This window comes from Pseudoalteromonas sp. AS71 (assembly GCF_038900275.1).
Classification (GTDB): Bacteria; Pseudomonadota; Gammaproteobacteria; order Enterobacterales; family Alteromonadaceae; genus Pseudoalteromonas.
Window position 1 is genome coordinate 13,046 of sequence record NZ_JBBMQZ010000002.1, and the last position, 24,228, is coordinate 37,273.

Genomic DNA, 24,228 nt, shown 5'->3' on the forward strand with positions numbered 1-24,228 from the left:
GTTGTAAGTATTATGTATGTAAATCCCGTTTTAAAATGACTTTAATGTAAGGCTTTATTTTCAAATAAAGTGAAGTTTGAATATTTTTCATTATTAATCTTTAAAAAGCTCTAAACGTGTAAACCCCCTTTACAGTTTTGGGGGTCTCAATTGCTCCTTAAGTTACTTTAGCGCGTAAACTTGGTACAATTTAGCTGTTTTTAATTAATAGGTTTGACCATGAAGTATTTAGTTATTATTTTTACCTTGTTGTTTAGTTCAATGTCTTTTGCGCAGCAATCTGTCGATCTTGAAGTAAATATGAAAAATACAGGCCTTGCATATAAACAAGCGGTGCAGGCAACTCAACTTAGTGAATTTAATACTGCGATTGATGAATTTATAAAGCTGGTTAAAGTGAGTAAAACAGGTAAGTTTTACAAGAAACCAGAACAGTCATTGCTGGGCCTTGATAAAGTGATTGCTCAAGCTGAACTTGCAAAAAAAGCAGCAAACGAGCAGGGGCTAAGTGCGGCAAAAGAACCACTGAAAAATATAGATAATTTACGTAAAAAATATCATGAGTTACACGAGCCTCCTGGGTTCTTTGAATTACTGTTCGGTTCATAAACCTAAACTATCTGTATCTTTAGCAGCTACTTTTAAGCTAATTTCGTTAAAGGTATCTGCAGCAATAAATATAAGGAAACACAATGGAAATTTCAGTTTCAATGTTAGAAGGCCAAAAGCAAAGCGCTAAATTTGGCGACCTAGAAGTAATAAGTGATCAAAGTGTAAACGCAGGTGGCAATGCAGAGCATCCAGAACCGTTTGATTATTTTTTAGTAAGTATGGTTTTATGTGCAGGTTTTTATGCGCGTAAGTTTTGCGAGCAGCGTGATATTTCAACGCAAGGTATGACGCTTACTCAAAATAACGAAAATGTAGATGACAACGGTAAAAAGCTATTTTCAATTGAGATTAACTTACCAGAAGGCTTCCCTGATAAATATAAAAAGGCGCTTATTGCAGCCGTTAATACCTGTACGGTAAAAAAAGTAATTCAGGCAGTGCCAGAGTTTTCAGTAGTGGTAAAATAGCCCCCCTAAATTAGGTAGCTTAAGCAAGCTACCTAATTATAAGTTGAGCATCCCCGTTTAACTTATTTCTTTTTCATTCCTTGTACTGCTTTAAAGCGTGGGTTGTTTTTACAAATTACGAATACGCGACCTTTGCGTTTTACAATTTGACACCCCGGACGTTGCTTAGCACTTTTAAGAGAGCTTAATACTTTCATACCTTTTCCTTTTTAACAGTCGATAAACTTTTAAAACGACGATTAAACTGCGCAACGCGGCCATCTGTAGCGGTTGTTTTTTGCTTGCCTGTATAAAATGGGTGCGAGTCACTTGATACATCAATAGGTACGTATGGATATGTATTACCGTCTATTTCTATTGTGCGGCTCGTTTTTATGGTTGAGCCAATAATAAAGTAAGAATCGGCAGCGGTATCGTGAAAAGCAACCACGTGGTAATCAGGATGAATATTTGGTTTCATAATACGCCTCAATAAATGATATGTGATAATATATCATTTGAATTTAACGTATTTACTTTCCCAATGCAAATTATTTAAATGTTCCTCAAAAAGGCCGTAATTGCTGGCTATTTGCGCAAACAAATCAAAAAATAAGCACTTGAATCAAAAATGCTGGCTATTGGCGTTTAGGCTGTTATAACTATATTTAAGAGTTAAAACGTTAACAAATACGGTTATAAAGTTATTACAGAGGTTATGTATGAGTGACGCAACACAACAACAAGAACAAATTGATCAAGGGGTGATGGAAACCCTAAGAGAGCGCGACCACAGTACCTTGGCGCAACAAGTAAATCCTTTAACCTGCAACCACAATGATATTGTAGAATTACTAGCAAGATATATGGCATTAAGCGAGCAAGAAGATGATGAGCTGTTTGATGATTGGTTTGATAACCTAACTAAAGAGCAACATACTGTTTTAAAAGTATTTGAAGTTTACCGCGGACAATATGAGCACCAAAATTAAAGTGTTAATTTTTGTATGTATGCCAAATCCAGTGGTTATTTAAATAAAACTAAATAGCCACTACTACTTTTTTATTAAAGAGTAGCTATGTTGTATCAACTACTAATCCCACCTGTTTAAATCATAATTTTTTGCGGATTGAATCTTATCTTTATTTAGGCACGACTTACTGATATTTATAAATATTTATTGCTATTTTTAGGTAATGTTCTAATTTGAATAGACAGACTGTTTATAGTTTAGATAAGTTTATTGGATTATATAGTCGAAAATATTCGCTCCAGTTTCGTAATTTATAAAACATTTAAAATTAATAGAGCTTTAATGATTAAACCTGAGATTCCAAATAACGAAGCTGAGCGGTTACACGCGCTTAGAGCATTAAAAATTCTAGATACGTCGCATGAAGAGCGATTTGATCGTGTTACTCGTATTGCCAAGCGTATGTTTAATGTTTCTATTTCATTGGTTACTTTGATTGACGAAGACCGCCAGTGGTTTAAATCAAGGCAGGGGCTTGATGCGCCTGAACTTCCTCGCGAAACCTCATTTTGTGGCCACACCATAAATCAAGACGAGTTATTAATAATCCCAGATACAGCTCAAGACGAAAGGTTTTTTGATAACCCCTTTGTTACAGGCGATCCTAAAGTACGCTTTTATGCAGGTTTTCCTTTAAAATTAAGGGAAGGAGTCATTATAGGCACTTTGTGCCTTGCTGATAGTAAACCTAGACAACTAAATGATGAAGAAAAACAATTGCTAAGAGATTTAGGCACGTTAGTCGAGCGAGAAATTCAATCAATTCAACTAGCGACAATTGATGAGTTAACAAGAATCTCTAATCGACGTGGCTTTTTAAACCTTGCCGAACATACGCTAAATGTATGTAGGCGAAACAAAGTATCAATGTCGTTTATATTGTTTGATCTCAATAAGTTTAAACAAATTAATGATATTTATGGACACCACGAAGGTGATTTTGTATTAAATAAATTTGCACAAATCATGCTTAGTTCATTTCGTGATTGTGAAGTAATAGGTCGACTTGGCGGAGATGAATTTGTAGCGATGTTAAGCGACTCAGACGAAACAAAAGCAGAGTTTGTTTTACAAAGGTTTGCGCAAGCAATTGCGCATGCTAATAATACCTTAAATAAGCCATACAAAATTGATTACAGTGTAGGAGTAACACACTTTAAATACGATACAGGTAAATCGGTTGAGGATATGATTCAAGATGCTGATGTTGCAATGTATCAGCAAAAAAAGCAGCAATCACTTTAGTAAGCTATTTAGTTTAATTGCTGCTTGAACTTCACTTAACTTCCTCATGCTAGTACGAATCTTATAATAGGTAGTTATTGGCTATTGCAGTCATTTTTTGCAGAGGGTGATGCTAAAGACACATTTGGTTGCCAAATCCTGTCCCATATTTTATGAAGATTGCTTAAGTTTGGTCTTTGACTTATTTTTTCAAAGTTACCAATGCTCACCTCTGAATCATTTTTTTGACCCACTACAAAATTAAACACATAGTTGCATTCCATGCCCATACGTAAATCAGAAAGTATAATATTGCTTTGCTGTTGGCGCACCGAATAAAACCCTTTAGTAAACCACTGCAAGCGTTTTATAGCCCATTCATCGCTAATATTATTTAACAGTGAAGGCGTTGTTTGATAAGCCGTTAATGTAACATCGCTGGGCGCGTCAAATACTGATGCATAACCTTCGTAGTATTGTCCGTCAGACATTACAACAATACGCCATAGCAAAGTGGTTAGCGGTGCAGGCGTACTAACATAGGCATTTACTGGTATTTGCCTGTTGTTGAGTGCAGTATTTACTTTGTCATCAATATTTACTTTTAAAATTAAAGCGCAGAATAAATACAGGCTACTTAAAACTAAGGCGGCTGCATTTATACGATAAGCCGTTGTTGCTTTTATTTTGGGTATTAGTGTACATATTACGCCAATTAATAAAGGAAGCGTGTAAGCGGGGTCAATAATAAACACACTAGAAACCGCAAAGGGGTACTCAGTAAAAGGCCAGAGTAGTTGTGTACCGTATACAGTTAGGCTGTCTAATAGTGCATGTGTAGATAGGCTTAAAAATACTAGCCAAAACCAGCGCACTTTATAAGTTTGCATTCCCGCGTGTACTTTTAATATTAGCCATACAATGAGCGGGCTAATTAATAAATGTATTAACAACGAATGGCTAAAGCCACGGTGGTAAGTAAATGCTTCTACAGAGCCCCCATAAGGCAAAAATACATCTAAATCAGGGAGAGTGCCTAAAATGGCACCCCATAAAACAGCTTTTCGACCTACTTTATTGCCTAATACCGCATAACCTACAGCACTGCCTAATACTACCTGCGTTAAAGAATCCATTTTAATTAATACCTTTAATTACTGCTTTTGTTATTTATACTTTTTTATTATTAAAAAGCGTCAAAAAATCATTTGAAATATTTAATAAGCATATTAATACCCAGAATTTATAAACTAAGCCTAGGCTTTATAAAATCTAAAAACGCTGTAATGCGAGACGATATCGCACTGTTTTTATAATACACGGCTTGTATAATTTCTCGGTTATTAGGTGAGCTAATTGCAGTGGGTAACACTTCAACTAATTTACCTGTTTTTAGGTCATTGCCAATCATAAAGTGAGAAAGTAGCGCAATGCCTTGGTTTGCAATGCACAGCTGGCGCACTGTTTCACCGCTGCTTGCGCTAAGCGAAAACGTAAATAAAGCGGGTTTTACTAGTGGCCAGGTGTTTAATTTAGGGGAGTCACTAAAACCAATTAACTTATGATTTTGTAAGTCATCAATTTGCGCAATTGCTTTGTTATTATTTATATATTCTGGGCTGGCTACAATACGCAACTGGCTGCTGCCAAGTCTACGAGCATGTAAGTTTGAGTCTTTTAAATCACCAATGCGTATGGCTAAATCGGTTTTATGTTCAAGTAAATCAATAATGCTGTCGTGCGAGGTTATATCAAGCGTTATGTGTGGGTATTGCTTAGCAAATTCGCCAATTAAAGGCGTAAGTTGGTGCAATACAAAAGGGCTTGCCGCATCTATTCTCAGCTTGCCACTTGGCGCTTGTTTTAAAAGCTTTATGGCTTCTTCACCGGTATAAAGCGTATTTAACCCTTCGCGCGCATATTTTATAAAGGTATGGCCTTCTTCGGTAAGCTCTAATCGGCGTGTTGTTCTGTTTAGCAAAGTACATTGCAGTGTATTTTCTAGGCGTGATACCGCTCGCGACACTTTAGCCACCTGTTGATCGAGCAAATTAGCCGCTCCCGAAAAGCTTCCGCAATCTACTACCGTTATAAACGTTTCTAAATCTTCAGTTTTTGAATGAACAGCCATAAGTATACCAACACCATCTTTGCATTATTAACAAAAGTATTTTGTCACTAATGCTATTTTTTGCAAACGATATTTTAGCCAAACTACATTCTTCAAATATTAATGAGGATATAACTATGCCATTGGCTTTGTGGGCGCTTACCTTAAGCGCATTTGCAATAGGAACAACTGAGTTTGTAATAGTGGGATTAGTACCCACCATTGCAAACGATTTAGGCGTAAGCCTACCTTCAGCGGGTTTGCTTGTAAGTTTATATGCGGTTGGCGTTGCTATTGGTGCACCGGTGCTAACAGCTTTAACGGGTCGTTGGAATCGTAAAGTGGTATTAATAAGCTTAATGGGCTTGTTTGTTTTGGGTAACTTACTTGCTTGGCAAGCGCCAAGCTACGAAACATTAATACTTGCGCGCATTTTAACGGGGCTTGCCCATGGTGTGTTTTTCTCAATCGGATCGATGATTGCTACAAGCTTAGTAAGCAAAGATAAAGAAGCCAGTGCAATAGCCATTATGTTTACCGGGCTTACTGTAGCACTAGTAACTGGTGTGCCATTAGGTACATGGATTGGCCAACACTTTGGTTGGCGTGCAACGTTTTTAGTTGTGTCGGTATTAGGTTTAATTGCATTAATCGGCAGCTCTATTTTAGTGCCAAAAAACTTAAAACAATCAATACCTGCAACGTTTAAAGAGCAACTACAAGTAATCGTAAAACCGCGTTTATTACTCGTATATCTAATGACGATATTGGGCTATGGCGGCACGTTTACAGCGTTTACTTATTTAGCACCTATTTTAGAGCAACAAACAGGTTTTGCGCCTTCGGCTATTGCCTTAATAATGCTTGTTTACGGTGTATCGGTAGCAATAGGTAATATTTGGGGTGGAAAGTTGGCCGACAAACGCGGCCCAATTAGCGCACTGAGTATTATATTCAGCGCTTTGAGTATAATTTTACTGATATTTACCTTTACGATGGAATCAAAAATTGCCGCTGTACTTACTATTTTAGTCTGGGGCGCATTTGCTTTTGGCAACGTGCCAGGCTTGCAACTTTATGTAGTAAAGCAAGCACAAAAGCACACGCCCAATGCAGTAGATGTTGCATCAGGCTTAAACATAGCCGCATTTAATATTGGTATTGCACTTGGATCAATTATTGGTGGTAGCGTAGTAGAAAATATGACCCTACAAGATACAGCATGGATAGGCGCCGTTATCTCTGTTTTAGCACTTGGTGTTACACGTTACAGCGGTATGCTTGATAAACGTGAAATTCAGCAAGCGTAAACTATCTTCTGTTAAGGTTGAAACTAAAATTAATGACCTCATACCTGTTATGAGGTCATTAATTTTTAAGTGACAGTTGTAATAAGAAGTAAAAGGTGTATTTCGTAAAGCTTTAGAAGAGCTTGTTTTTAACCGATTATTTTATAAGGATAGAGCCATGACACAACGTGTAATTGAAATGCCAGATTTAGGTATGGGAACATTCCGTTTAGAGGGCGACACTGCCTATAACTCAGTAAAAATGGCGCTCGAAGTTGGGTTTCGCCATATTGATACCGCACAAATTTATGGCAACGAAGAGCAAGTAGGCCAAGCCATAAAAGATAGTAATATTCCGCGCAGTGAAATATTCTTAACTACCAAAGTGTGGAATAACAAATTAAATAAAAGTGACTTTATCCCAAGCGTTAAAAAGTCACTTGAAAAGCTACAAGTTGATTCGGTCGACTTACTGTTAATTCATTGGCCATCGCCTGCTAACGACGAGCCAATGAGTGAAAACCTTACTGAATTACTAAAAGCTAAGCAGCTTGGTTTAACTAAACACATTGGTGTATCAAACTTCACCATTGCAAATTTAAACTTGGCTCAGCAAACGCTCGACTCGCGTGAAATATTTACCAATCAGGTTGAGGTTCACCCGTACTTAACTAATACTAAATTGCGTGCATTCTGTGCTCAGCACGATATACATGTAACGGCGTATATGCCATTTGTAGTAGGTAAAGTACTTAAAGATCAAACCATTATCGACATTGCTAAAAAGCACGATGCAAGTCCAGCACAAGTTGTTCTAGCATGGGTAAACGCTAATGGCATGACGACAATTCCATCATCAACTAAGCGTAAAAACTTAGAAGATAACTTTAACGATCACGTTAAATTAGATGATGAAGACATAGCCCGTATTGATGGTCTTGATTGCGGCGACCGCCAAGCAACACCAGAATTTGCGCCGCAGTGGGATCAGTAAACTTACCTCAAACGCAAAGTTAAACTAAATATTCTAAGGTGTAGATTATCTACACCTTAACTTTTAAAAAGGAATACACATGTTAACGGTTATAGCTGCACTGTCTTGCAAGAATATTGATGCAGATGTCATGCTTACAGCACTTGAAAACTTACAAAAGTCATCGCGCCAAGAAGTAGGGTGCTTACGTTATGAATTATCGGTAAAAAGTGATGATGAACATACAGACTATGTAGTTAGCGAACAATGGGCGTCTGATGAGCACTTTGAAGCGCATAAAAACGAGCCACACTTTAAAGCGTTTGGTACGCAAGTTACTGGGCTTTTGACCAATAGTAGTATTGATGTATATAAATCAATTGGTTAAATTCTTTTTATAGTGCCTATTATTGTACGTATTAAAATACTTAGCTAAATTACATATTATAAAGTAAATACCCAAATAGGTGCTGTTAACCTACATCACCTTTTATTCTTACACCCCAACCTACGTAAATACTCAACTTCCCCAATATATCAATGAAATCTATTAGGACTCTTTTTTGTTAATGTGTAGGCGACGAAATCAAAAGAGGTTTAAATCTTTATTAAAAGTCGTTTTGGTATAACAACCCACCCAAATAAAGAACACATTTAATTTGTTGTTTACATTGAAGTTCTCTGGTGTAAATATAGAAAGATGTAATTTAAGGCATTAAGCATATATGTTCGACTTGAATAGTTTGAAAGGAAAAGTTCTTATAGCTGTTTCATCAAGTCATATTCACGAAAAAGTTCACCAGGCATGGCAAGATAAGAGTAATGAAGGTTTTTTGATTTGCTATGAAATAACCTTAGAATTTGAAGATGGCAAAACTTATTTAATTAAACCGTGTGAAGTTGACGCTATTGGTTATTACCCAAGTTTAGGATTGAGTATAGAACCTGTAGAAAGAATTGAATTATTGTACCCTTTTAATATTTCAAAACTGCCGAGCCGAATATGCGACATTGTTGAAAGTGATCATTTAGGCGAAGACGCAGTAAATCAATTTACACTAACTTTTAATGATGGAAAAAATTTTGTTATCAGACATGTTTATCCACCTATGACGATGGGAATTAGAGTAGGGTAAATCTTAGGTAGTAATTTAACTATAAGCCTGGTAGTTGTTAATAGGCTCCTTACTTCTGCATATTTTAACTAACCACTTTCTATTATGAGACGTAAGGTATACGTGACATGTTTGATGAATTCAGATATATCTTGTCAAAAATTGAAGTTAAAGAACACGTTGAATGGGGAGCATCAATTGAATTAATTGATTACGATCACAAGGATTATATTGAAGACGTATTGTGTGAAAAGTTCGGTCTTGAATATGAATTCAGTTCTAATAAAGATATTACGGGAGGATATGTTCTATACTTCTGTAAAAGTGCAACTTTTGATCAAGTCAAAAATGCAGTTGCAAAGATAAATAACTACCATGAATTACAAAGCAGAGAATTCAAGGTAGCACCGTATAAGTAATTAAGGCGAGAAGGGAGGTTAGCCGCTGGCAATTTTCGTCCTTCAGTACTCACCTATTTTAGAGCTGAGTTAATTAAACCAATAATAGAGACATGGGTATGGAAATTAATAAATCTAATCGATCTATTCTTATTTTTGTAATTCCTTTATTAACTGCGTATTTCGGATCAAAAGTTATATTTCACTTATTTTCTTTTGAGTATTTTGTGTTTACAGATACTTTTGACGTTATAAAGCTACTCATTGATATTAGTGTATTTGGAGTGTTGTTCTATATTAGTTCACTGGGCGTTGGTTATGTCATCAGAGCTAAAACTTAAGTTTTTTAATCATTAGCTGGTGAATTGCTAGCTGAAAAATCACAGCCAATAAAGCCTTAATAGCTTTAAGCTGTATCAATTTATATGGAAATAATAATGAAAAAATTAATCGCAATTATAGTGTTGTTAGGCTTTGTTTCATTTGCACAAGCAAATGATAGTTTTGTAGTGAACGCCAAATTTTATGATAATAAAAACCTAATTGGCTCACCTACTTTAGTTGTGAACTCAAATGAAGAGGCATCAGTTTCAGTTGATAATTCGTATAGTTTTGCTCTTATAGTAACGCCAATTGATGATTCTACTGTTAGTTTAGCAACTGATCTGAAGCTAGGTGGAAAGCACATGGCTCCCTCTTTAGTTGTTGAACTAGGCAAAGAAGCAAGTATCAACATTGATGGTAAAGAGATGTCAGTTTTAGTGAGCAAATCAAGCAGTTAATAAGTTAATAAGTTAAAAATTAGGAATGTAATTAATGAGAAACTCAAGAAATGAGATAGTAAAATACGGAGTATCCTTCGGTACGGCCTTAGCAATTGCTATTTCATGGAGTGCTAATGAGTCTGTGTTATGGGCTATTTTGCACGGTTTTTTATCTTGGTTTTATGTTATTTGGCATGTAATTACGCGATAAGTGTTTTCGCGGGTGCGCAGATTGATTATGTAGGCTGCGGTCAATGTTAATAGTCGAGCAATTATCATTTAAAACAATTAAGCTAAAAATATAAAAGGAATAATTAATAATGAAAGGTGCTGGTGGAAGCTCTGGTGGTATAGGGCATTTTTTTATTGGTTTAATTATGATGTGCGGTGGCTTTTATATGCTGCTAAACGCAATTTCGGTGACCTCTAATTTTGGACTAAGTTCTCGCATTTATAGTGTTAATGCTTTAGGTGGCTTTGGCGTTACAGGCGGCATGGTTATGATCCCGTTTATTTTTGGTGTGGGTCTGATTTTTTATAATTCTAAAAATATTTTAGGCTGGGTGCTATCTCTTGGCTCGTTAACCGCACTCATATTTGGCGTTATATCGAGTGTTCGATTTAGTATGCGAACTATGACATCGTTTGATTTGATTGTTATTATAATTTTAGCGTTTGGCGGCTTAGGGCTGTTTTTACGATCGCTCAAATCTATTGATACTTAAATAATTACCATGCTTTGTTTTAAATACAATTTTAATTATAGGCATTTAACATGATGTTCTAATGCTTAATCTAATACATTAATAATGTAATCCTTCCTATTTACTGCTTAACCAGTAACGTATTTTAAAGAGATTTATGTGAACAACTCAATACAGCTAAAACTAATTGCTACTCACTTATTAGCACAAAGAGAAGAAAACCCAGCGCGTTCAAACTTTCCTAAAGAGTTAGTACTAGACACGACTGACGATGCGATAGAAGTACAAAAGTTGATGATTTATTTAAATGATCAAACTGTATATGGCTGGAAGTGTATGCTGCCTTTAGATGATGGCTCAATTATATTAGCGCCTCTTTTACATGCACCTATAAAACAAGCTGAAAATTGCCCACTGTATACAACAAATAACAAAGCGCTGATAGAACCAGAAATTGCATTTATTTTACAAAGCGATTTACCAAGTAATAAAACCTATACAAATGAAGACGTAGATACTGCATTTGCCAGCGCCCATTTAGCACTTGAGCTTATTCAAAAAAGGTTTGATGAAGACACTCCAAGCACACACATTGAAAAGCTGGCTGATGGCCTATCTAATCAAGGTGTGTATTTAGGCCCACAAATAGATAAAGCCAAAGCGTATAACGCAAGTACTGTAAATATTAACGTTAAGCAAACTGAGCTGGAGTTAAACTTGGCGGGTGTGCACCCTGCAGAACTTGCGCAGCTTCCACTTTATTGGGCGGTTAATTACTTATCAGCAAAGGGAATTAACTTAAAAGCAGGGCAAGTTTTTATAACAGGCTCTTATTGTGGTGTTGTTGAGCTTAATAGTGATCACTTAACCACGATTAGCTACGAAGGTTTAGGTGCTTTTAGCACCACGTTTATATCAAAGTAAATTTAGCGTTACTTAATAGATAAATCATATTTTAAAATAAGCGCATCTATGTAACGGGTGCGCAAAGTGTGTTGTTTTTCATGATCGGCGCCATGCCCTAATGCTTTATTTAAAAGCTTCATGGCGGGGTGCAGTAGCGCTCTTTCTTCTTGGTTTAAGCTCGCTTTACTGCGCAGTTCTGTAATGTCGTCAACTAATAGCCTGCCAATATCTACCGAGACTATTTCGTCTATTAAACCATTCTGAGTAAGTACACCGTACTTACTGCATAAAAACTGTTGCCAAACTTGCTGTAAGTGCTCGTCTATTTCACAGCCAAATAGCTCTTCGCTAAACGTAAATCCTTGCTGAGCGAGCTTAGTTAGGCTTGCAGTATATTGCTGTGCAAAATAATTAAAAGCGTGGCTTGATGATTCTATTTTTTGTTTTAAAAGACCCTGCCCCCAATTAACACAGCCGCGCGGGTAATAGTCGTCATACTCTTCGCATTCATATAAGCCTGAATATGAGCTGCAGCTAAGTTGGCTTTTAATACAGTAACTTGGTTTTGGGAAAACACTTCGCTCTTGCCAAGCTAAAAGTGTATCTGCATCTATATTTAATGCTTGGCACAGTTCATCGGTGTTATAAAAATGAGTTGCTAAGTAGTCAGATAAACGCATAAAGCCTCTGGTATCGTTAAAAATAAAATACTGTTTATATATACAGTTATTCATTTTGTATTACCAAACTTAATAATACAAGAGATTTTATAATTAAATGTAGGCTTACACCTCCAAAAGTACCGGCAATTATGTTACAAATAGCGCAAGTTTTATAAATAATGATTTTTTATGCGCACCCTAGACCAAATTAAACAAGCAAGCCTTATTACAGCTATTAAAACGCCATACTTAGCAAACGGTGAAATAGACCTAGCAAAGTACGATGAACTCGTAGAAATACAAATTGCAGCAGGCGTTGACGGCATTGTAGTTGGTGGCACAACAGGCGAAGGCCAGTTAATGAACTGGGAAGAGCATTTAATGCTTATAGCGCACAGTGCAAACAAGTATGGTGACAAACTGGTTATTGTTGGTAATACCGGTAGTAACAACACCCGTGAAGCGATTAAAGCAACTAAATATGGCTTTGCCAGCGGTATGGATGCAGCACTGCAAATTAACCCGTACTACGGGCGTACGTCAATTGCGGGTGTTAAAGAGCACTTTAAGCGTGTGTTAGATATTGGACCTGCCTTTATTTACAACGTAGCAGGGCGCACAGGTCAAGACCTAACACCTGATATTATTGAGCCACTGGCACAGCACGAGCATTTTATTGGTGTTAAAGAGTGTGGCGGCAATGAACGCATAGCCCATTATGAGCAGCAAGGTATTGCATGTTGGTCGGGTAACGATGACGAAAGCCATGATGCGCGCCACACACATAAAGCGCACGGTGTTATTTCGGTTACATCTAACCTTATTCCTGGTTTGTTCCGTCAGTTAATGGATACTAAAAATGATGAGTTAAATACCTCATTACAACCATTAATGAACTGGTTGTTCTGCGAGCCAAATCCGATTGCTATTAATACCGCCATGATGATGACAGGTGCAGTAAACCCCGTATTTAGATTACCGTACTTACCGCTTAGTGATGAGCAGCAAGCTCAAGGCGAAGTGTTAATTAATGAGTTAAATAATAACGATGTTGTTGGCGGTACAGCTAAGTGTTTAAAGCAGAATGATATAGCTCTACTTTCATAGTAATATGAGCAGGCACTGAACAACTCGTTAGTTCAGTGCTTTTTGTTAATGATTATTTACTTCTATTGCTAAAATCGGTAAAATTCCCTCCCTTATATCTTATAAAATATGCAGAGCTGTGAAATTTGTTGTTGAAGAACTCGCTATATGGATAAAGCCCGAACAGCGACAAATAAAAGAGAGTAATTGGTTTGATTCCTCTGTATTAAATCTTAGTTGGGTGCCTGCTATGCAGCGACGCCGAATGACTTCCTTTATCAAAATGGCCCTCTTTAGTGCTCATCAAGTAAGTACTCAAGGTAACTACGTTAATTTACCGAGTGTTTTCTCTTCTCGCCACGGGGATTTTCACAAAACGTCCAACTTACTTGTTGATGTAGTTAATGATCAGCCACTGTCGCCCACTGGTTTTGGGTTAAGTGTGCATAATGCCGCATCGGGACTTTTTGGGATAATACAGGGTAATACAAGTGCTACAAATGCTATTGCTGCAGGAGCCGAAAGCTTTATTTATGCATTAATAGATGGCTTTGTAAGACTTGCTGATAACGATCAGCAACACATGTTAATAGTTCATACGGATGAGACTCTCCCCGATATTTACGCTCAGTATGCCGATGAACAGCAAATAGCACACTCAATTGGCTTAATAATTAGAGCGCCGCAAAAAGGCGAACCGCATTTTAGTTTAAACAAAGTATTTAACTCGGGCGTGGGGGAAAGCGACTTACCAATGAGTATTCAATGCGCTAAAGCTTTGCATGAGCGCAGCAATACATTACTTGTTCATAATACGCTTGAGCACGATTGGCAGCTTACATACCATGCTTAAAAATGCACAAAGGTTATGTGGATTGGTTTGGCGGATTATTGCTACTGCATTTTGCTTCTCAGTTTTTGGGATTGGTGGTTTAGTATTAGCTTTTATTATTTTTCCTGCTCAGCGCGTATTTCAAAGTGACTCAGTTAAGCAAAAAATCAAGGCTCGAAAAACAGTACATTACAGCTTTAAGTTATTTGTTGGTTTAATGCATTTAACGGGCGTTATTCGATTTCATGTTGAAGATAAAGCAAAAATTGAAGGCTTAAAAGGGCAGCTACTATTGGCAAACCATCCTTCTTTGATTGATGTTGTTGTTTTAATTTCGGTAGTAAAAAATGCTGATTGCGTAGTAAAGGCGCATTTATTTAAAAATCCTTTTATGCGCGGCGTTATTAAAAGCACCGGCTACATAAGTAATGACGATCCACAGGAGCTATTACGAGAGTGTGAGCGCAGTTTGCAAAAGGGTAATAACTTAATTGTATTTCCTGAAGGTACACGGACAGAGCCTCACAAAACATTAAAGTTTAAGCGGGGCGCTGCAAATATTGCAATTAGATGTCATGCGCCCATTACTACTTTTTTAATTAAAATGAAACCAAACACTTTAACCAAAGGTACACCTTGGTATAAGGTCGCGCCATATCAAGCGCATTTTACAATGAGGCTCGCAAGCCAGCAGTTTAATTGTGCAGCGTACGACAACGATATGCCTGCGATGCAATCACGCCAATTGACTAAAGATTTACAACATTACTTTACACAAGAGCTAAAAAATATATGAGCGAATTAAAAGAACAAATAAAACAACTGATTATCTCAAGCCTTGATCTTGAAGACATGACCACTGCTGACATTCAAGATGATGACGCTTTATTTGTAGATGGCCTAGGGCTAGACAGCATAGATGCATTAGAGCTTGGCCTTGCGATAAAAAAACAATTTGATGTGAAAATAGATGCAAACTCAGAGCAAACTAAAGCGCACTTTGCCTCAGTTAATTCTTTAGCAAAATTTATTGAACAAGCACGTTCTTAATATATAAAAGTAGGAAGAAAGATGAAAACCGCTGCTGAAATTTATGATGTATTACACGGCATTTTAGAGAACGAATTTGAAATAGACCCAGAAGATATTAGCTTAGAGGCTAACCTGTACCAAGATCTTGATTTAGACAGCATTGATGCAGTTGACTTAGTTGTGAAATTAAGAGAAATCACAGGTAAAAAAATTGAGCCAGATGCCTTTAAGCTCGTGCGCACAGTGCAAGACATAGTTACCGAAATAGAAAAGTTAGTTAACTAATACTATGTTAAAAGCAGTTTTAACAACGTTAATTATGATTTGTTTGGCTTGCTACCCTCTTATTGTGTATGTAGGCCTTACGCGTTTTAATAGTCAGTTAATTACAGTATTACTGCTATTTATACTCGGGCTTAGACTTTGGTTAAGTAGAGCCTTATTTGATAAAATGCCGTGGTTAAAGCCCGCTACATTTTTAGCAGCCATTACTATTGTGATTTCCAAGGTAATGGATAGCGACTTAGGGCTGCGCTTGTACCCCGTAATCATTAATTTAGTTATGTTAATTGTGTTTGCGTATTCTTTGTATAAAGGGCCTTCTATTATTGAAACTTTTGCGCGTATCACTGAGCCGTCACTTGATGAAAACGGTGTAATTTATACAAAAAAAGTAACGCTAGTGTGGTGTGTGTTTTTTGTATTAAATGGTGGTATTGCTCTATACACCAGTATTTTTAGTAGCCTAGAAGCCTGGGCTTTTTATAATGGTTTTATTGCTTACTTAGCTATGGGCACATTGTTTGCCATAGAGTGGCTAGTCAGACAAAAAGTAAAAAGGAACGCCGGTGTTTAATGCTTTTCAAAGTAATGCGATAAGAACTTGCTTTAATCATACTGATAATGATATTTCGGAGCGTCAGTTTGTTAGTGATATAAACGAAGTTTTAGCTAAACTATCAACGTTAAACGCTAAATCATCAGTTGTTTTATACACCACAGACACTTACAAATTTGCCGTGTACTTATTTGCTTTGGCACTACACGGAAACACAGTGATTCTGCCGCCTAATGGGCAACCTGCAACGTTAAACTCCTTGCTTAAACAAACACCTTTTTTTATTGGTGAGTCTGAATTAGTAGCCGATTTAGAGGCTGATTTTTTAGATATAGGCACCCTAGTCAATCAACCTCACTTTGTATCTATTGAAACAATTAAATGGCCTCAAGAAGGCACAATTGTTTTTTACACGTCGGGCTCGTCGGGTAAAGCCAAGCCAATTGTAAAAACGTGGCAGGTAATAAATAAAGAATTAAGTACATTAATTAATAGCTATGCACTGATTGATAATCCTATTTTTATAGCGAGTGTTTCGCATCAGCACATATACGGCTTATTGTTTAGATTATTGTGGCCATTGCGCGCAGGAAAGGTTGTTAATACAGAACTACTGCACTACCCAGAACATGTAGCTAAAAAGCTCAAGTTATTTAAAAAAGTAGTCTTTGTTTCAAGCCCTGCGCAGTTAAAGCGGTTATGTATTGATAATGTTTTAGTGGATGATAAGTCTCATTTACAATGGATTTTTTCATCAGGTGGACCGCTATTAAACGAAGATGCTGTATCGTTGTTTACGCAATTAAATAAACCAGTCACACAAGTTTTTGGTAGTACCGAAACTGGTGGTATTGCATATCGACAAGTTACTTCACTTGAAAAGGTTAGCCTTTGGCAGCCATTCTCGGGTATTAAGGTACGGGCTTTGGACGATCAGCGTTTAATTTTAAACTCGCCGCTTGTTCGCGATAAAAATTATCCTTTAGATGATAGAGGCGAAGTGCTTAAAAATGGTCAATTTAGATTACTAGGCCGATTCGATCGAATTATAAAGTTAGAAGAAAAACGATTAAGTTTAGATGAGCTAGAACAACATTTGTGTACTAGTGAGTGGGTAAGTGAAGCTAAAGTAATCGCCTTGCCTGGTGAGCGATTAATTGTAGGCGCCATAGTTGTACTTACACCTAAAGGGCAGGTGTTTTTTAATGGTGACGGTAAGTTAGCCACAAATAACTTATTAAAGGCGCATGCATTAGCGCGCTTTGAGCGAATTTGTATCCCTAAAAAGTGGCGTTTTGTCGATCAATTACCATACAACTCACAGGCAAAGTTAAATTTAAAAGCATTGGAGAGTCTTTTTGCAAAAGTTGATTAAAACACAGCCTGATTTACTGTCTTGTGAAAAAGCAAAGCAAAAGTATAAATTAAGCTTACTAGTTCCTCATGATTTAGATTATTTCAAAGGACACTTTACAGATGGCCCAATACTCGCAGGTGTTGTGCAATTAGACTGGGCTGTGGCTGCAATTTGTAAATATTATAGTGTTGAGCAACCTGTTAAAAATGTTGAAGTGTTAAAGTTCCAGGTAGTGATTACCCCAGGTATAACAATCGAATTATTGCTTGAGCAAAAAGCAGAGAATAAATATACCTTTTCATATAATTCAAATAAAGGGCAGCATGCATCTGGCCGTGTTGTTTTTGATAGCCCGATAAATGAATAACTTTTGTATTGTTATCCCTAATTATAATCATATTACGGTTATTGATGATGTACTGAGCCAATTATCGCCATTTAATCTTCCTATTATTATGGTTGATGACGCAAGCAACGCCGAAGCTAAAAATGTGTTTAGTAACCTCAATGCAAAATACGCGCAGTTGATTGTAGTTACCCACGACGATAACCAAGGCAAAGGCGGCGCGGTACAAACAGGTTTAAGGCATGCACATAAGCTAGGATTTTCACATGCGATACAGGTTGATGCAGATGGGCAACATGACTTATCTGACATTAAAAAACTAATAGCACTTTCAAACACTCAGCCTAAAGCGCTGATTAGCTGCTGCCCAATATATGACGATTCAGTGCCTAAGCACCGTTATTTAGCACGTTACTTAACTCATGTATGGGTATGGATTGAGACGTTAAGTTTTACAATTGTAGATTCGATGTGTGGCTTTAGAGTGTATCCGCTTGAGCAAAGTACAAAGCTAATTGATGAGGTATCGCTTGGCAAACGTATGGATTTTGACCCCGAAATTTTAGTGCGTTTATATTGGCGCAACGTGTCTTTTGTATTTTTACCTAGCCAAGTAATTTACCCCGAAAATGGGCTTTCTCATTTTCAGCCATTACACGATAACGTGCGTATTTCGTGGTTGCACACTCGCTTATTTTTTGGAATGTTGATTCGCTCTCCGGTGTTAATTTGGCATAAATTAAAGAGGCGTTATGGCAGCTAAGCACTGGTCTAAAATGCAAGAGCGCGGTAATTTTTTAGGTATTCAAATATTGTTATTTGCTCATAAATTACTGGGTAGAAAAGGGCTGTGGATTGTTTTGTTTCCTGTCGTTTTTTATCTTTTTTTAACAGGAAAAGTAGCGCGTGTAGCTTCTAAAGCGTTTTTAAAGCAAGTTAATGTTTACCAAGGCAGGAAGCAACCTGTTACGTTTAAAATGCAATTAACGCACTTTTGTAGTTTTGCAGATAGCGCATTAGATAAAATTGATGCTTGGCTTGGGCGAATAACCCAACGTGATATTAAATACACTAATGAGCATTTATTTGCTGAGCTAGATGAGCAAAACCAAGGGGCTATTTTTATAGGTTCTCACTTGGGTAATTTAGAGGTGTGCAGAGCACTTAGCCAACACCGCAGTAGCAAAAAAATAAATGTACTGGTGTTTACCCATCATGCTGTTGAATTTAATAAAATGCTTAAAAAGATTAACCCAAATGTGTCGGTTAATTTAATACAAGTGACTGATATGGGACCTGACTTAGCTATTTTACTGAAAGAAAAAGTAGAACAAGGAGAAATAATCGTTATTGTTGGCGACAGAACAAGCACAACAACGGCTTCTCGGTCGGTACAGGTACCATTTTTAGGCAAAAAAGCCCCATTTTCACAGGGGCCTTTTATATTAGCCGCGCTGCTTGATTGCCCTGTTTACTTTTTGTTTTGTTTAAAAGATAAAAAAAGCAAAAAGTATCAAGTGATATTTGAACATTACAGCCAATCATTAAAAATGCCTCGACGAGAGCGACAGCAGGCGCTAACACTTATTATTACTGACTATGCACAGCGTTTGAGTTATTACGCAGCTTTATATCCTTATCAGTGGTTTAATTTTTACGATTTTTGGAAAAGTGATCAGCAGGTAGTGCGCGATCAATCAATGGAGAGCAAGTGTGACTGAACAAAATATACAGCTTTTTGGCAATCAGCGATTATCAATTGAAGATATTGTTCGAGTTGCCTTTAATGAAACACAAGTGCAATTAAATAGCTGTGAAACTTTTAGCGGTAAAATTAATAGCGCTTTGCGTTTTTTAGACACACTTTTAAAAGAAGATGGCGTAATTTACGGCGTTACAACTGGTTACGGTGATTCTGTAACGGTGGCTGTACCCCTTGATTTAGTTGATGAACTACCTCTGCATTTAACTCGTTTTCATGGCTGTGGACTCGGGGATGTATTTAATAAAGTGCAAGGGCGTGCAATTTTAGCGACCCGTTTAACATCACTTTCACAGGGCTACTCTGGTATTAGCTGGGAAATGCTGCACCTACTTAAAGATTACTTAAATAACGATATAGTGCCTGTGATCCCACAAGAAGGGTCAGTAGGTGCCAGTGGCGATTTAACACCGTTATCTTACGTTGCAGGTGCGATGGTAGGCGAGCGTGATGTGTTTTACAAAGACCAAGTACGTAACAGTGCAGAAGTTATGAAAGAAGTTGGCTTAGAACCACTAACACTAAGGCCAAAAGAAGGTCTTGCCGTTATGAATGGCACAGCGGTAATGACTGCATTAGCGTGTTTAGCGTTTGATAGGGCTAATTACTTAGCTAAACTGGCAAGCCGTATTACTGCATTATCAAGCTTAGCGCTTAAAGGAAATAGCCATCATTTTGATGAGATATTATTTTCAGTTAAGCCACATCCTGGGCAGCAACAAATTGCACGTTGGATAAGAGAAGATTTAAACCATCACGATCACCCTCGTAATGCAGACAGACTTCAAGATAGGTATTCAATCCGTTGTGCACCCCATGTTATTGGTGTGCTGCAAGACAGTCTGCCGTTTTTTAGGCACATGATAGAAAACGAGCTTAACTCAGCAAACGATAACCCAATAATTGACGGCCAAGGTGAGCATGTTTTGCACGGCGGGCATTTTTACGGAGGCCACATTGCAATGGCAATGGATAGCATGAAAACAGCCGTTGCAAATCTTGCTGATTTAGCCGACAGACAAATCGCGTCTTTGGTTGATACTAAGTACAACAATGGGCTACCTTCAAACTTGTCTGATAGTGCACCAGAGCGCCGTTATATTAATCATGGCTTTAAGGCTGTTCAAATTGGCTGTAGTGCTTACACTGCTGAAGCATTAAAGCTAACCATGCCGGCCAGTGTTTTTTCTCGCTCTACAGAGTGCCATAATCAAGATAAAGTGAGTATGGGGACTATTGCGTCTCGCGATTGTTTACGAATTTTACAACTAACAGAACAAGTGTTAGCAAGTACGTTATTAGCCAGTATTCAAGGTGTTAGATTACGTATTAAGCAAGGCGATCTTGAGTTTTCAACTTTAACGCAAGATATGCAAAACATGTATACCGATATAACTGATTACTTTGAAAACCTCACTGAAGATAGACCAATGGAAGCCGTGCTAAGGCAAACAATAGGGTATATTCAAACTAAACGTTGGGCGTTGTATGAATAGTAAAGGTGCATTATTAACGCATGTGGTAGAAATCGAAATTCCATTTCATGACTGCGACCCAATGAATGTTGTATGGCATGGTAACTACCCACGTTACTTAGAAGTAGCGCGCTGCGAGTTACTGCGTTTATTTGATTATGATTACCCACAAATGCATGAATCGGGCTACGCGTGGCCTATTGTTGATATGCAAATTAAGTATGTCGCCTCAGCGGTATTTACTCAAAAAATCAAAGTAGTGGCTTACTTAAAAGAATACGAGAATAGACTACGGATTGATTACGTAATCACTGACTCGCTAACTAACAAGCGCCTTACTAAAGCCTCAACCACACAAGTTGCAATTGAGGTTAGCTCTAAAGAAATGCAATTTGAATCGCCCGCTATTTTATTTAATAAATTAAAAGCGGTTTTGAATTAAATTTTGATTTTATAGGCGATTTAGATGAATTTATTAAAATGTTTTACATTGAGTGTAGCCATTAGCTTTTTACTGTTTTGCTCTGTAGTAAATGCAGCACCAATTAAAGGTGAGTTTAAGCAATATAAGCAATTTAATGGATTTGCTAAACCTTTTATTTCGTCGGGTGTTTTTTCGTTGATTGATGAAAAGCTCATTTGGCAAGTGAAAATGCCTGTTGAGAGCATGCTCATAATAGAAAACGGCAAAGTGCTTGCACAAAATGCTAATGGTGAGTTAATACCACAACCCGGTAGCGAGCAATTTGTAGGATTACTGAGTGACTTACTCAGCGTAAATATGAGTGCGCTGGAAACTCGTTTTGATATTGCTAAAATGCAAGGTAGCTGCACACAGTTAACACCAAAAGAAACGATGTTACAGCAATTATTTAGTGATTTTATTTTATGTGAAGCTGCTAAGCAAGTGAGCAGTATTGTACTAAATGAGCACTCAGGAAATAAAACAAAAATTGAGTTTACTTATCCCAAATAAAATTATGTTTTTAAATAATGCAGTGGTTAATTAAGGGAATAGTGCAGTGACAAAACGAATTACCGTTATTGTTGGGTGGTTTAGCAGTTTAATTTTACTTTTTGCTGCTGCTTTTTGGTTGTCTAAACCAACGTTTAGCGCCGATATGTTTAGCTTATTGCCAAAGTCGCACTCCCAAATTGCACATGCGGAAGGTGTCTTTTTTCAGCAAAATGCTAACCGTATTATGTTCTCATTTGCAGGAAATAATAAAAATAAAGCATTTGATGATTTCCAAAAATGGCTTGACGTTAATGCAATTAAAAGCACATTTAACTTTCCGTCCGTTAACGATTTAGCGCAAACATTCTCACCTTTCAAACATGCGTTATTAAGTGATACTTACAAGCAAATATTAAGCGAAAAAACAACGTTTGAACATTATTACCTTGAGCAATTAAATCAGTTAGGCAACCCATTTGTAAGTGCTACCTTAAGCAAAGATACAAGTTTGAGCTTAGCGGCATTTATAGAAGATAACTTAAGACAAAGCCAATTGTTTACGCTTGAACAAGGTCGTTTAACTCGACGTTTAAAAGGCATTGAATACCGTGTTATTTTGGCAAATTTAGCGCCTGAATATTTAGGGGTTAATAAATCAATTGATTTAGCAGATACAATAATTAAACAGATCAATATCCTTAATAAAACCTACCCTGATTTAAGCATTACTTACTCTGGTGTGCTATTTCATACGGCTGAAAATGCTAAACAAGCTAAATACGAGATGAGCCTGTTTGGTGGCATTAGCTTATTAGCCCTTATTGTTATGGTATTTTGGGTGTTTAGGCGTTTAAACAGTATTTTATTGGCAAGCTTTACCGTACTAAGTGCACTTATTGGCGGCGCTATCGCTATGGTGTTGCTGTTTAATACTATTCATTTATTAACGCTTGTTTTTGCAGTTACCTTGATTGGTATTGCCATTGATTATGCATTTCATGGTATGACAGACTTAGCCAAAAAAGAGCATGAAAAAGGCTACAGCAGAGGGACACAATCTGCGCTTTTACTATCTCTTATTACTACTACGCTGGGTTATTTCTGCTTACTAGGTGCGCCACTAACGTTATTATCTCAAGTCGGTGTGTTTGTTGTTGCGGGTTTGGTGAGTGCTTGGCTATTTACAGTTTTAGTTTTGCCATTGTGGCAATCTACACTCACGTTATCGCCTCCGAGTTTATTGATGAGTCAAAAGCTCATTCAGGTTTTTTTACACTGCAATAGTTTAAAAAAGCCAATACTAATTACGTTATTAGCCCTTATAAGTGCGTTATTTTTAATAAAACCTATTAGCTTTAATGATGATGTAAAGCTATTAAACGCGAGCCCCGAGCATCTAATGCTAAACGAAAAAAAGCATTTGTTATTACTTGGGCAATGGGATAGCCAAATTGTTTTTATGTTTGCAGATAGCGACGAAGCGCTATTACAAAAGCAAGAACAATTTTTAAAACGCTTAACGCAACTAAACCCTAATTTTAAACATAATAGCATTAGCCATTGGTTGCCTAGTTTACAAAAACAGAGGCACAACCAAGTCTTGTTTGAACAGGCTAAAAACGAAGGGACTTTGGATATTGCAGAGCGCGTTACGGGGCAAGCGTTAGCAAGCACAAAAGCACCGTTATTAACTTATAAAACACTCGCCACGAGTACATTTAAACCATTACTGCTTTCTCAAATGGTTGTTGAGCAAGAACAATCGATAACGTGGGTGTCTATTTCGGGTATTTCAGCTGATCAACTAATTAATGAGGTTGAAAAAAACAATGGAATTTACCTTTATAATAAACCTAAACAAATTAGTGCTTTATTAAGTGACTACCGAGAGTATCTACTATTAAGCCTAGTGCTTGCGGGTTTTATTAGTTGGCTGCTTTTTAGTTGGCGATTTACGATTAGGATAGCGCTTCTGCAAGTAACCATTTTATCTGTTGTGGTGTTGGGCATGCTTTGGATATGTAACGCGATTCAAGGTAGTTTGTCGTTATTTAATTTACTCGGTGCGTTACTTGTTATTGCTTTAGCAATTGATTACCTCGTTTTTTATCAAATAAATAAGTTAGAGCCCAAAAATGTACTGGCGATTAGTTTATCTGCAGCGTCATCAATGTGGGTATTTGGCATGCTGAGTGCATCTGATACACCCGCTATTTTTAGCTTTGGGCTGAGTGTAATGGTAGGGATTTTAGCTATTTACTTTTTATCACCACTGAGTGTTGTAAAACCTCAAAAGGAACAATAA

At 37.2% G+C, this 24,228-nt stretch carries 31 protein-coding genes; 26 read left to right on the top strand and 5 right to left on the bottom strand.

The window, feature by feature from the left end; translation table 11 throughout:
- Positions 1-219: 219 nt before the first annotated feature.
- Together WNY98_RS02000 and WNY98_RS02005 are read left to right on the top strand one after the other, a co-directional pair.
- A complete protein-coding gene (locus WNY98_RS02000) occupies positions 220-609 on the top strand; it encodes a cytochrome b562 (protein WP_342876985.1) in 390 nt (129 codons plus the stop codon).
- 83 nt (positions 610-692) lie between these two features.
- The gene (locus WNY98_RS02005) at positions 693-1,079 is read left to right on the top strand and encodes an OsmC family protein (RefSeq protein WP_008170108.1); all 387 of its coding nucleotides are present in this window, start codon (positions 693-695) and stop codon (positions 1,077-1,079) included.
- Positions 1,080-1,141: 62 nt separating this feature from the next.
- On the opposite strand, the gene ykgO is transcribed toward WNY98_RS02005, so the two are convergent.
- The gene (gene ykgO / locus WNY98_RS02010; protein WP_002958669.1) at positions 1,142-1,276 is read right to left on the bottom strand and encodes a type B 50S ribosomal protein L36; all 135 of its coding nucleotides are present in this window, start codon (positions 1,274-1,276) and stop codon (positions 1,142-1,144) included.
- Positions 1,273-1,539 (bottom strand): type B 50S ribosomal protein L31, encoded by a 267-nt coding sequence (locus WNY98_RS02015; RefSeq protein WP_024591730.1) that lies wholly within the window; start codon positions 1,537-1,539, stop codon positions 1,273-1,275. The genes ykgO and WNY98_RS02015 overlap by 4 nt, the downstream gene beginning before the upstream one ends.
- 241 nt (positions 1,540-1,780) lie before the next feature.
- Between WNY98_RS02015 and WNY98_RS02020 the strand changes: the two genes are divergently transcribed.
- Positions 1,781-2,050: a hypothetical protein gene (locus WNY98_RS02020; protein ID WP_007580861.1), complete on the top strand. Its 270-nt coding sequence runs from the start codon at positions 1,781-1,783 to the stop codon at positions 2,048-2,050.
- 324 nt (positions 2,051-2,374) lie between these two features.
- Positions 2,375-3,337, top strand: coding sequence for a sensor domain-containing diguanylate cyclase (locus WNY98_RS02025; RefSeq protein WP_342876986.1), 963 nt, complete (start codon positions 2,375-2,377; stop codon positions 3,335-3,337).
- 74 nt (positions 3,338-3,411) lie between these two features.
- Here the strand turns inward: WNY98_RS02025 and WNY98_RS02030 are convergent, their stop codons facing one another.
- Complete coding sequence (locus WNY98_RS02030; RefSeq protein ID WP_342876987.1) at positions 3,412-4,452, bottom strand: metal-dependent hydrolase; 1,041 nt, start codon at positions 4,450-4,452, stop codon at positions 3,412-3,414.
- 107 nt (positions 4,453-4,559) lie between these two features.
- Positions 4,560-5,447 carry a LysR family transcriptional regulator gene (locus tag WNY98_RS02035; protein ID WP_165736384.1) on the bottom strand — a complete coding sequence of 296 codons (888 nt, stop codon included), beginning with the start codon at positions 5,445-5,447 and terminating at the stop codon, positions 4,560-4,562.
- Positions 5,448-5,563: 116 nt separating this feature from the next.
- On the opposite strand from WNY98_RS02035, the gene WNY98_RS02040 reads away from it, so the two are divergent.
- The 8 genes from WNY98_RS02040 (at position 5,564) to WNY98_RS02075 (ending at position 11,593) form a co-directional block, all read left to right on the top strand.
- Positions 5,564-6,736, top strand: coding sequence for an MFS transporter (locus WNY98_RS02040; RefSeq protein WP_024593033.1), 1,173 nt, complete (start codon positions 5,564-5,566; stop codon positions 6,734-6,736).
- A gap of 157 nt (positions 6,737-6,893) precedes the next feature.
- Positions 6,894-7,709 carry a 2,5-didehydrogluconate reductase DkgB gene (gene dkgB / locus WNY98_RS02045; RefSeq protein WP_342876988.1) on the top strand — a complete coding sequence of 272 codons (816 nt, stop codon included), beginning with the start codon at positions 6,894-6,896 and terminating at the stop codon, positions 7,707-7,709.
- A gap of 79 nt (positions 7,710-7,788) precedes the next feature.
- Positions 7,789-8,076 (top strand): putative quinol monooxygenase, encoded by a 288-nt coding sequence (locus WNY98_RS02050; protein WP_002958660.1) that lies wholly within the window; start codon positions 7,789-7,791, stop codon positions 8,074-8,076.
- A gap of 337 nt (positions 8,077-8,413) precedes the next feature.
- Positions 8,414-8,824, top strand: coding sequence for a hypothetical protein (locus WNY98_RS02055; protein WP_197174236.1), 411 nt, complete (start codon positions 8,414-8,416; stop codon positions 8,822-8,824).
- Between the two features lie 107 nt (positions 8,825-8,931).
- Positions 8,932-9,222 carry a hypothetical protein gene (locus tag WNY98_RS02060; protein WP_024599901.1) on the top strand — a complete coding sequence of 97 codons (291 nt, stop codon included), beginning with the start codon at positions 8,932-8,934 and terminating at the stop codon, positions 9,220-9,222.
- A gap of 416 nt (positions 9,223-9,638) precedes the next feature.
- On the top strand, positions 9,639-9,983 hold the full coding sequence (locus WNY98_RS02065) for a hypothetical protein (protein WP_342876989.1): 345 nt from the start codon (positions 9,639-9,641) through the stop codon (positions 9,981-9,983).
- 302 nt (positions 9,984-10,285) lie between these two features.
- Positions 10,286-10,690, top strand: a complete 405-nt coding sequence (locus WNY98_RS02070) for a hypothetical protein (protein ID WP_002958658.1) — start codon at positions 10,286-10,288, stop codon at positions 10,688-10,690.
- 138 nt (positions 10,691-10,828) lie between these two features.
- On the top strand, positions 10,829-11,593 hold the full coding sequence (locus WNY98_RS02075; protein ID WP_342876990.1) for a 2-keto-4-pentenoate hydratase: 765 nt from the start codon (positions 10,829-10,831) through the stop codon (positions 11,591-11,593).
- A gap of 8 nt (positions 11,594-11,601) precedes the next feature.
- Here the strand turns inward: WNY98_RS02075 and WNY98_RS02080 are convergent, their stop codons facing one another.
- Complete coding sequence (locus WNY98_RS02080) at positions 11,602-12,255, bottom strand: DUF6058 family natural product biosynthesis protein (protein WP_002958653.1); 654 nt, start codon at positions 12,253-12,255, stop codon at positions 11,602-11,604.
- A gap of 171 nt (positions 12,256-12,426) precedes the next feature.
- Here WNY98_RS02080 and dapA point away from each other — a divergent pair, with 171 nt between their 5' ends.
- The 14 genes from dapA (at position 12,427) to WNY98_RS02150 (ending at position 24,228) form a co-directional block, all read left to right on the top strand.
- Complete coding sequence (dapA, locus tag WNY98_RS02085) at positions 12,427-13,344, top strand: 4-hydroxy-tetrahydrodipicolinate synthase (protein ID WP_342876991.1); 918 nt, start codon at positions 12,427-12,429, stop codon at positions 13,342-13,344.
- A 118-nt stretch (positions 13,345-13,462) separates the two neighbouring features.
- A complete protein-coding gene (locus WNY98_RS02090; RefSeq protein WP_197184919.1) occupies positions 13,463-14,176 on the top strand; it encodes a beta-ketoacyl synthase chain length factor in 714 nt (237 codons plus the stop codon).
- Positions 14,169-14,951: a lysophospholipid acyltransferase family protein gene (locus WNY98_RS02095; protein ID WP_197184962.1), complete on the top strand. Its 783-nt coding sequence runs from the start codon at positions 14,169-14,171 to the stop codon at positions 14,949-14,951. The genes WNY98_RS02090 and WNY98_RS02095 overlap by 8 nt, the downstream gene beginning before the upstream one ends.
- Entirely contained in the window at positions 14,948-15,205 is a 258-nt protein-coding gene (locus WNY98_RS02100; RefSeq protein ID WP_002958649.1) for a phosphopantetheine-binding protein, read from the top strand. The genes WNY98_RS02095 and WNY98_RS02100 overlap by 4 nt, the downstream gene beginning before the upstream one ends.
- A gap of 21 nt (positions 15,206-15,226) precedes the next feature.
- Positions 15,227-15,472, top strand: coding sequence for an acyl carrier protein (locus tag WNY98_RS02105; protein WP_002958648.1), 246 nt, complete (start codon positions 15,227-15,229; stop codon positions 15,470-15,472).
- A 4-nt stretch (positions 15,473-15,476) separates the two neighbouring features.
- Positions 15,477-16,043 (top strand): hypothetical protein, encoded by a 567-nt coding sequence (locus WNY98_RS02110; protein ID WP_342876992.1) that lies wholly within the window; start codon positions 15,477-15,479, stop codon positions 16,041-16,043.
- Entirely contained in the window at positions 16,036-17,400 is a 1,365-nt protein-coding gene (locus WNY98_RS02115) for an AMP-binding protein (protein ID WP_342876993.1), read from the top strand. Before WNY98_RS02110 ends, WNY98_RS02115 begins: the two co-directional genes overlap by 8 nt.
- Positions 17,384-17,749 carry a thioester dehydrase gene (locus WNY98_RS02120; protein ID WP_342876994.1) on the top strand — a complete coding sequence of 122 codons (366 nt, stop codon included), beginning with the start codon at positions 17,384-17,386 and terminating at the stop codon, positions 17,747-17,749. Before WNY98_RS02115 ends, WNY98_RS02120 begins: the two co-directional genes overlap by 17 nt.
- Entirely contained in the window at positions 17,742-18,491 is a 750-nt protein-coding gene (locus WNY98_RS02125; RefSeq protein ID WP_342876995.1) for a glycosyltransferase family 2 protein, read from the top strand. Before WNY98_RS02120 ends, WNY98_RS02125 begins: the two co-directional genes overlap by 8 nt.
- A complete protein-coding gene (locus WNY98_RS02130) occupies positions 18,481-19,449 on the top strand; it encodes an acyltransferase (RefSeq protein ID WP_024599912.1) in 969 nt (322 codons plus the stop codon). Before WNY98_RS02125 ends, WNY98_RS02130 begins: the two co-directional genes overlap by 11 nt.
- Complete coding sequence (locus WNY98_RS02135; protein ID WP_342876996.1) at positions 19,442-20,986, top strand: aromatic amino acid ammonia-lyase; 1,545 nt, start codon at positions 19,442-19,444, stop codon at positions 20,984-20,986. The genes WNY98_RS02130 and WNY98_RS02135 overlap by 8 nt, the downstream gene beginning before the upstream one ends.
- The gene (locus tag WNY98_RS02140; RefSeq protein ID WP_342876997.1) at positions 20,979-21,407 is read left to right on the top strand and encodes an acyl-CoA thioesterase; all 429 of its coding nucleotides are present in this window, start codon (positions 20,979-20,981) and stop codon (positions 21,405-21,407) included. Before WNY98_RS02135 ends, WNY98_RS02140 begins: the two co-directional genes overlap by 8 nt.
- A gap of 24 nt (positions 21,408-21,431) precedes the next feature.
- The gene (locus WNY98_RS02145; RefSeq protein WP_342876998.1) at positions 21,432-21,941 is read left to right on the top strand and encodes an outer membrane lipoprotein carrier protein LolA; all 510 of its coding nucleotides are present in this window, start codon (positions 21,432-21,434) and stop codon (positions 21,939-21,941) included.
- 46 nt (positions 21,942-21,987) lie between these two features.
- Entirely contained in the window at positions 21,988-24,228 is a 2,241-nt protein-coding gene (locus WNY98_RS02150; protein ID WP_342876999.1) for a transporter, read from the top strand.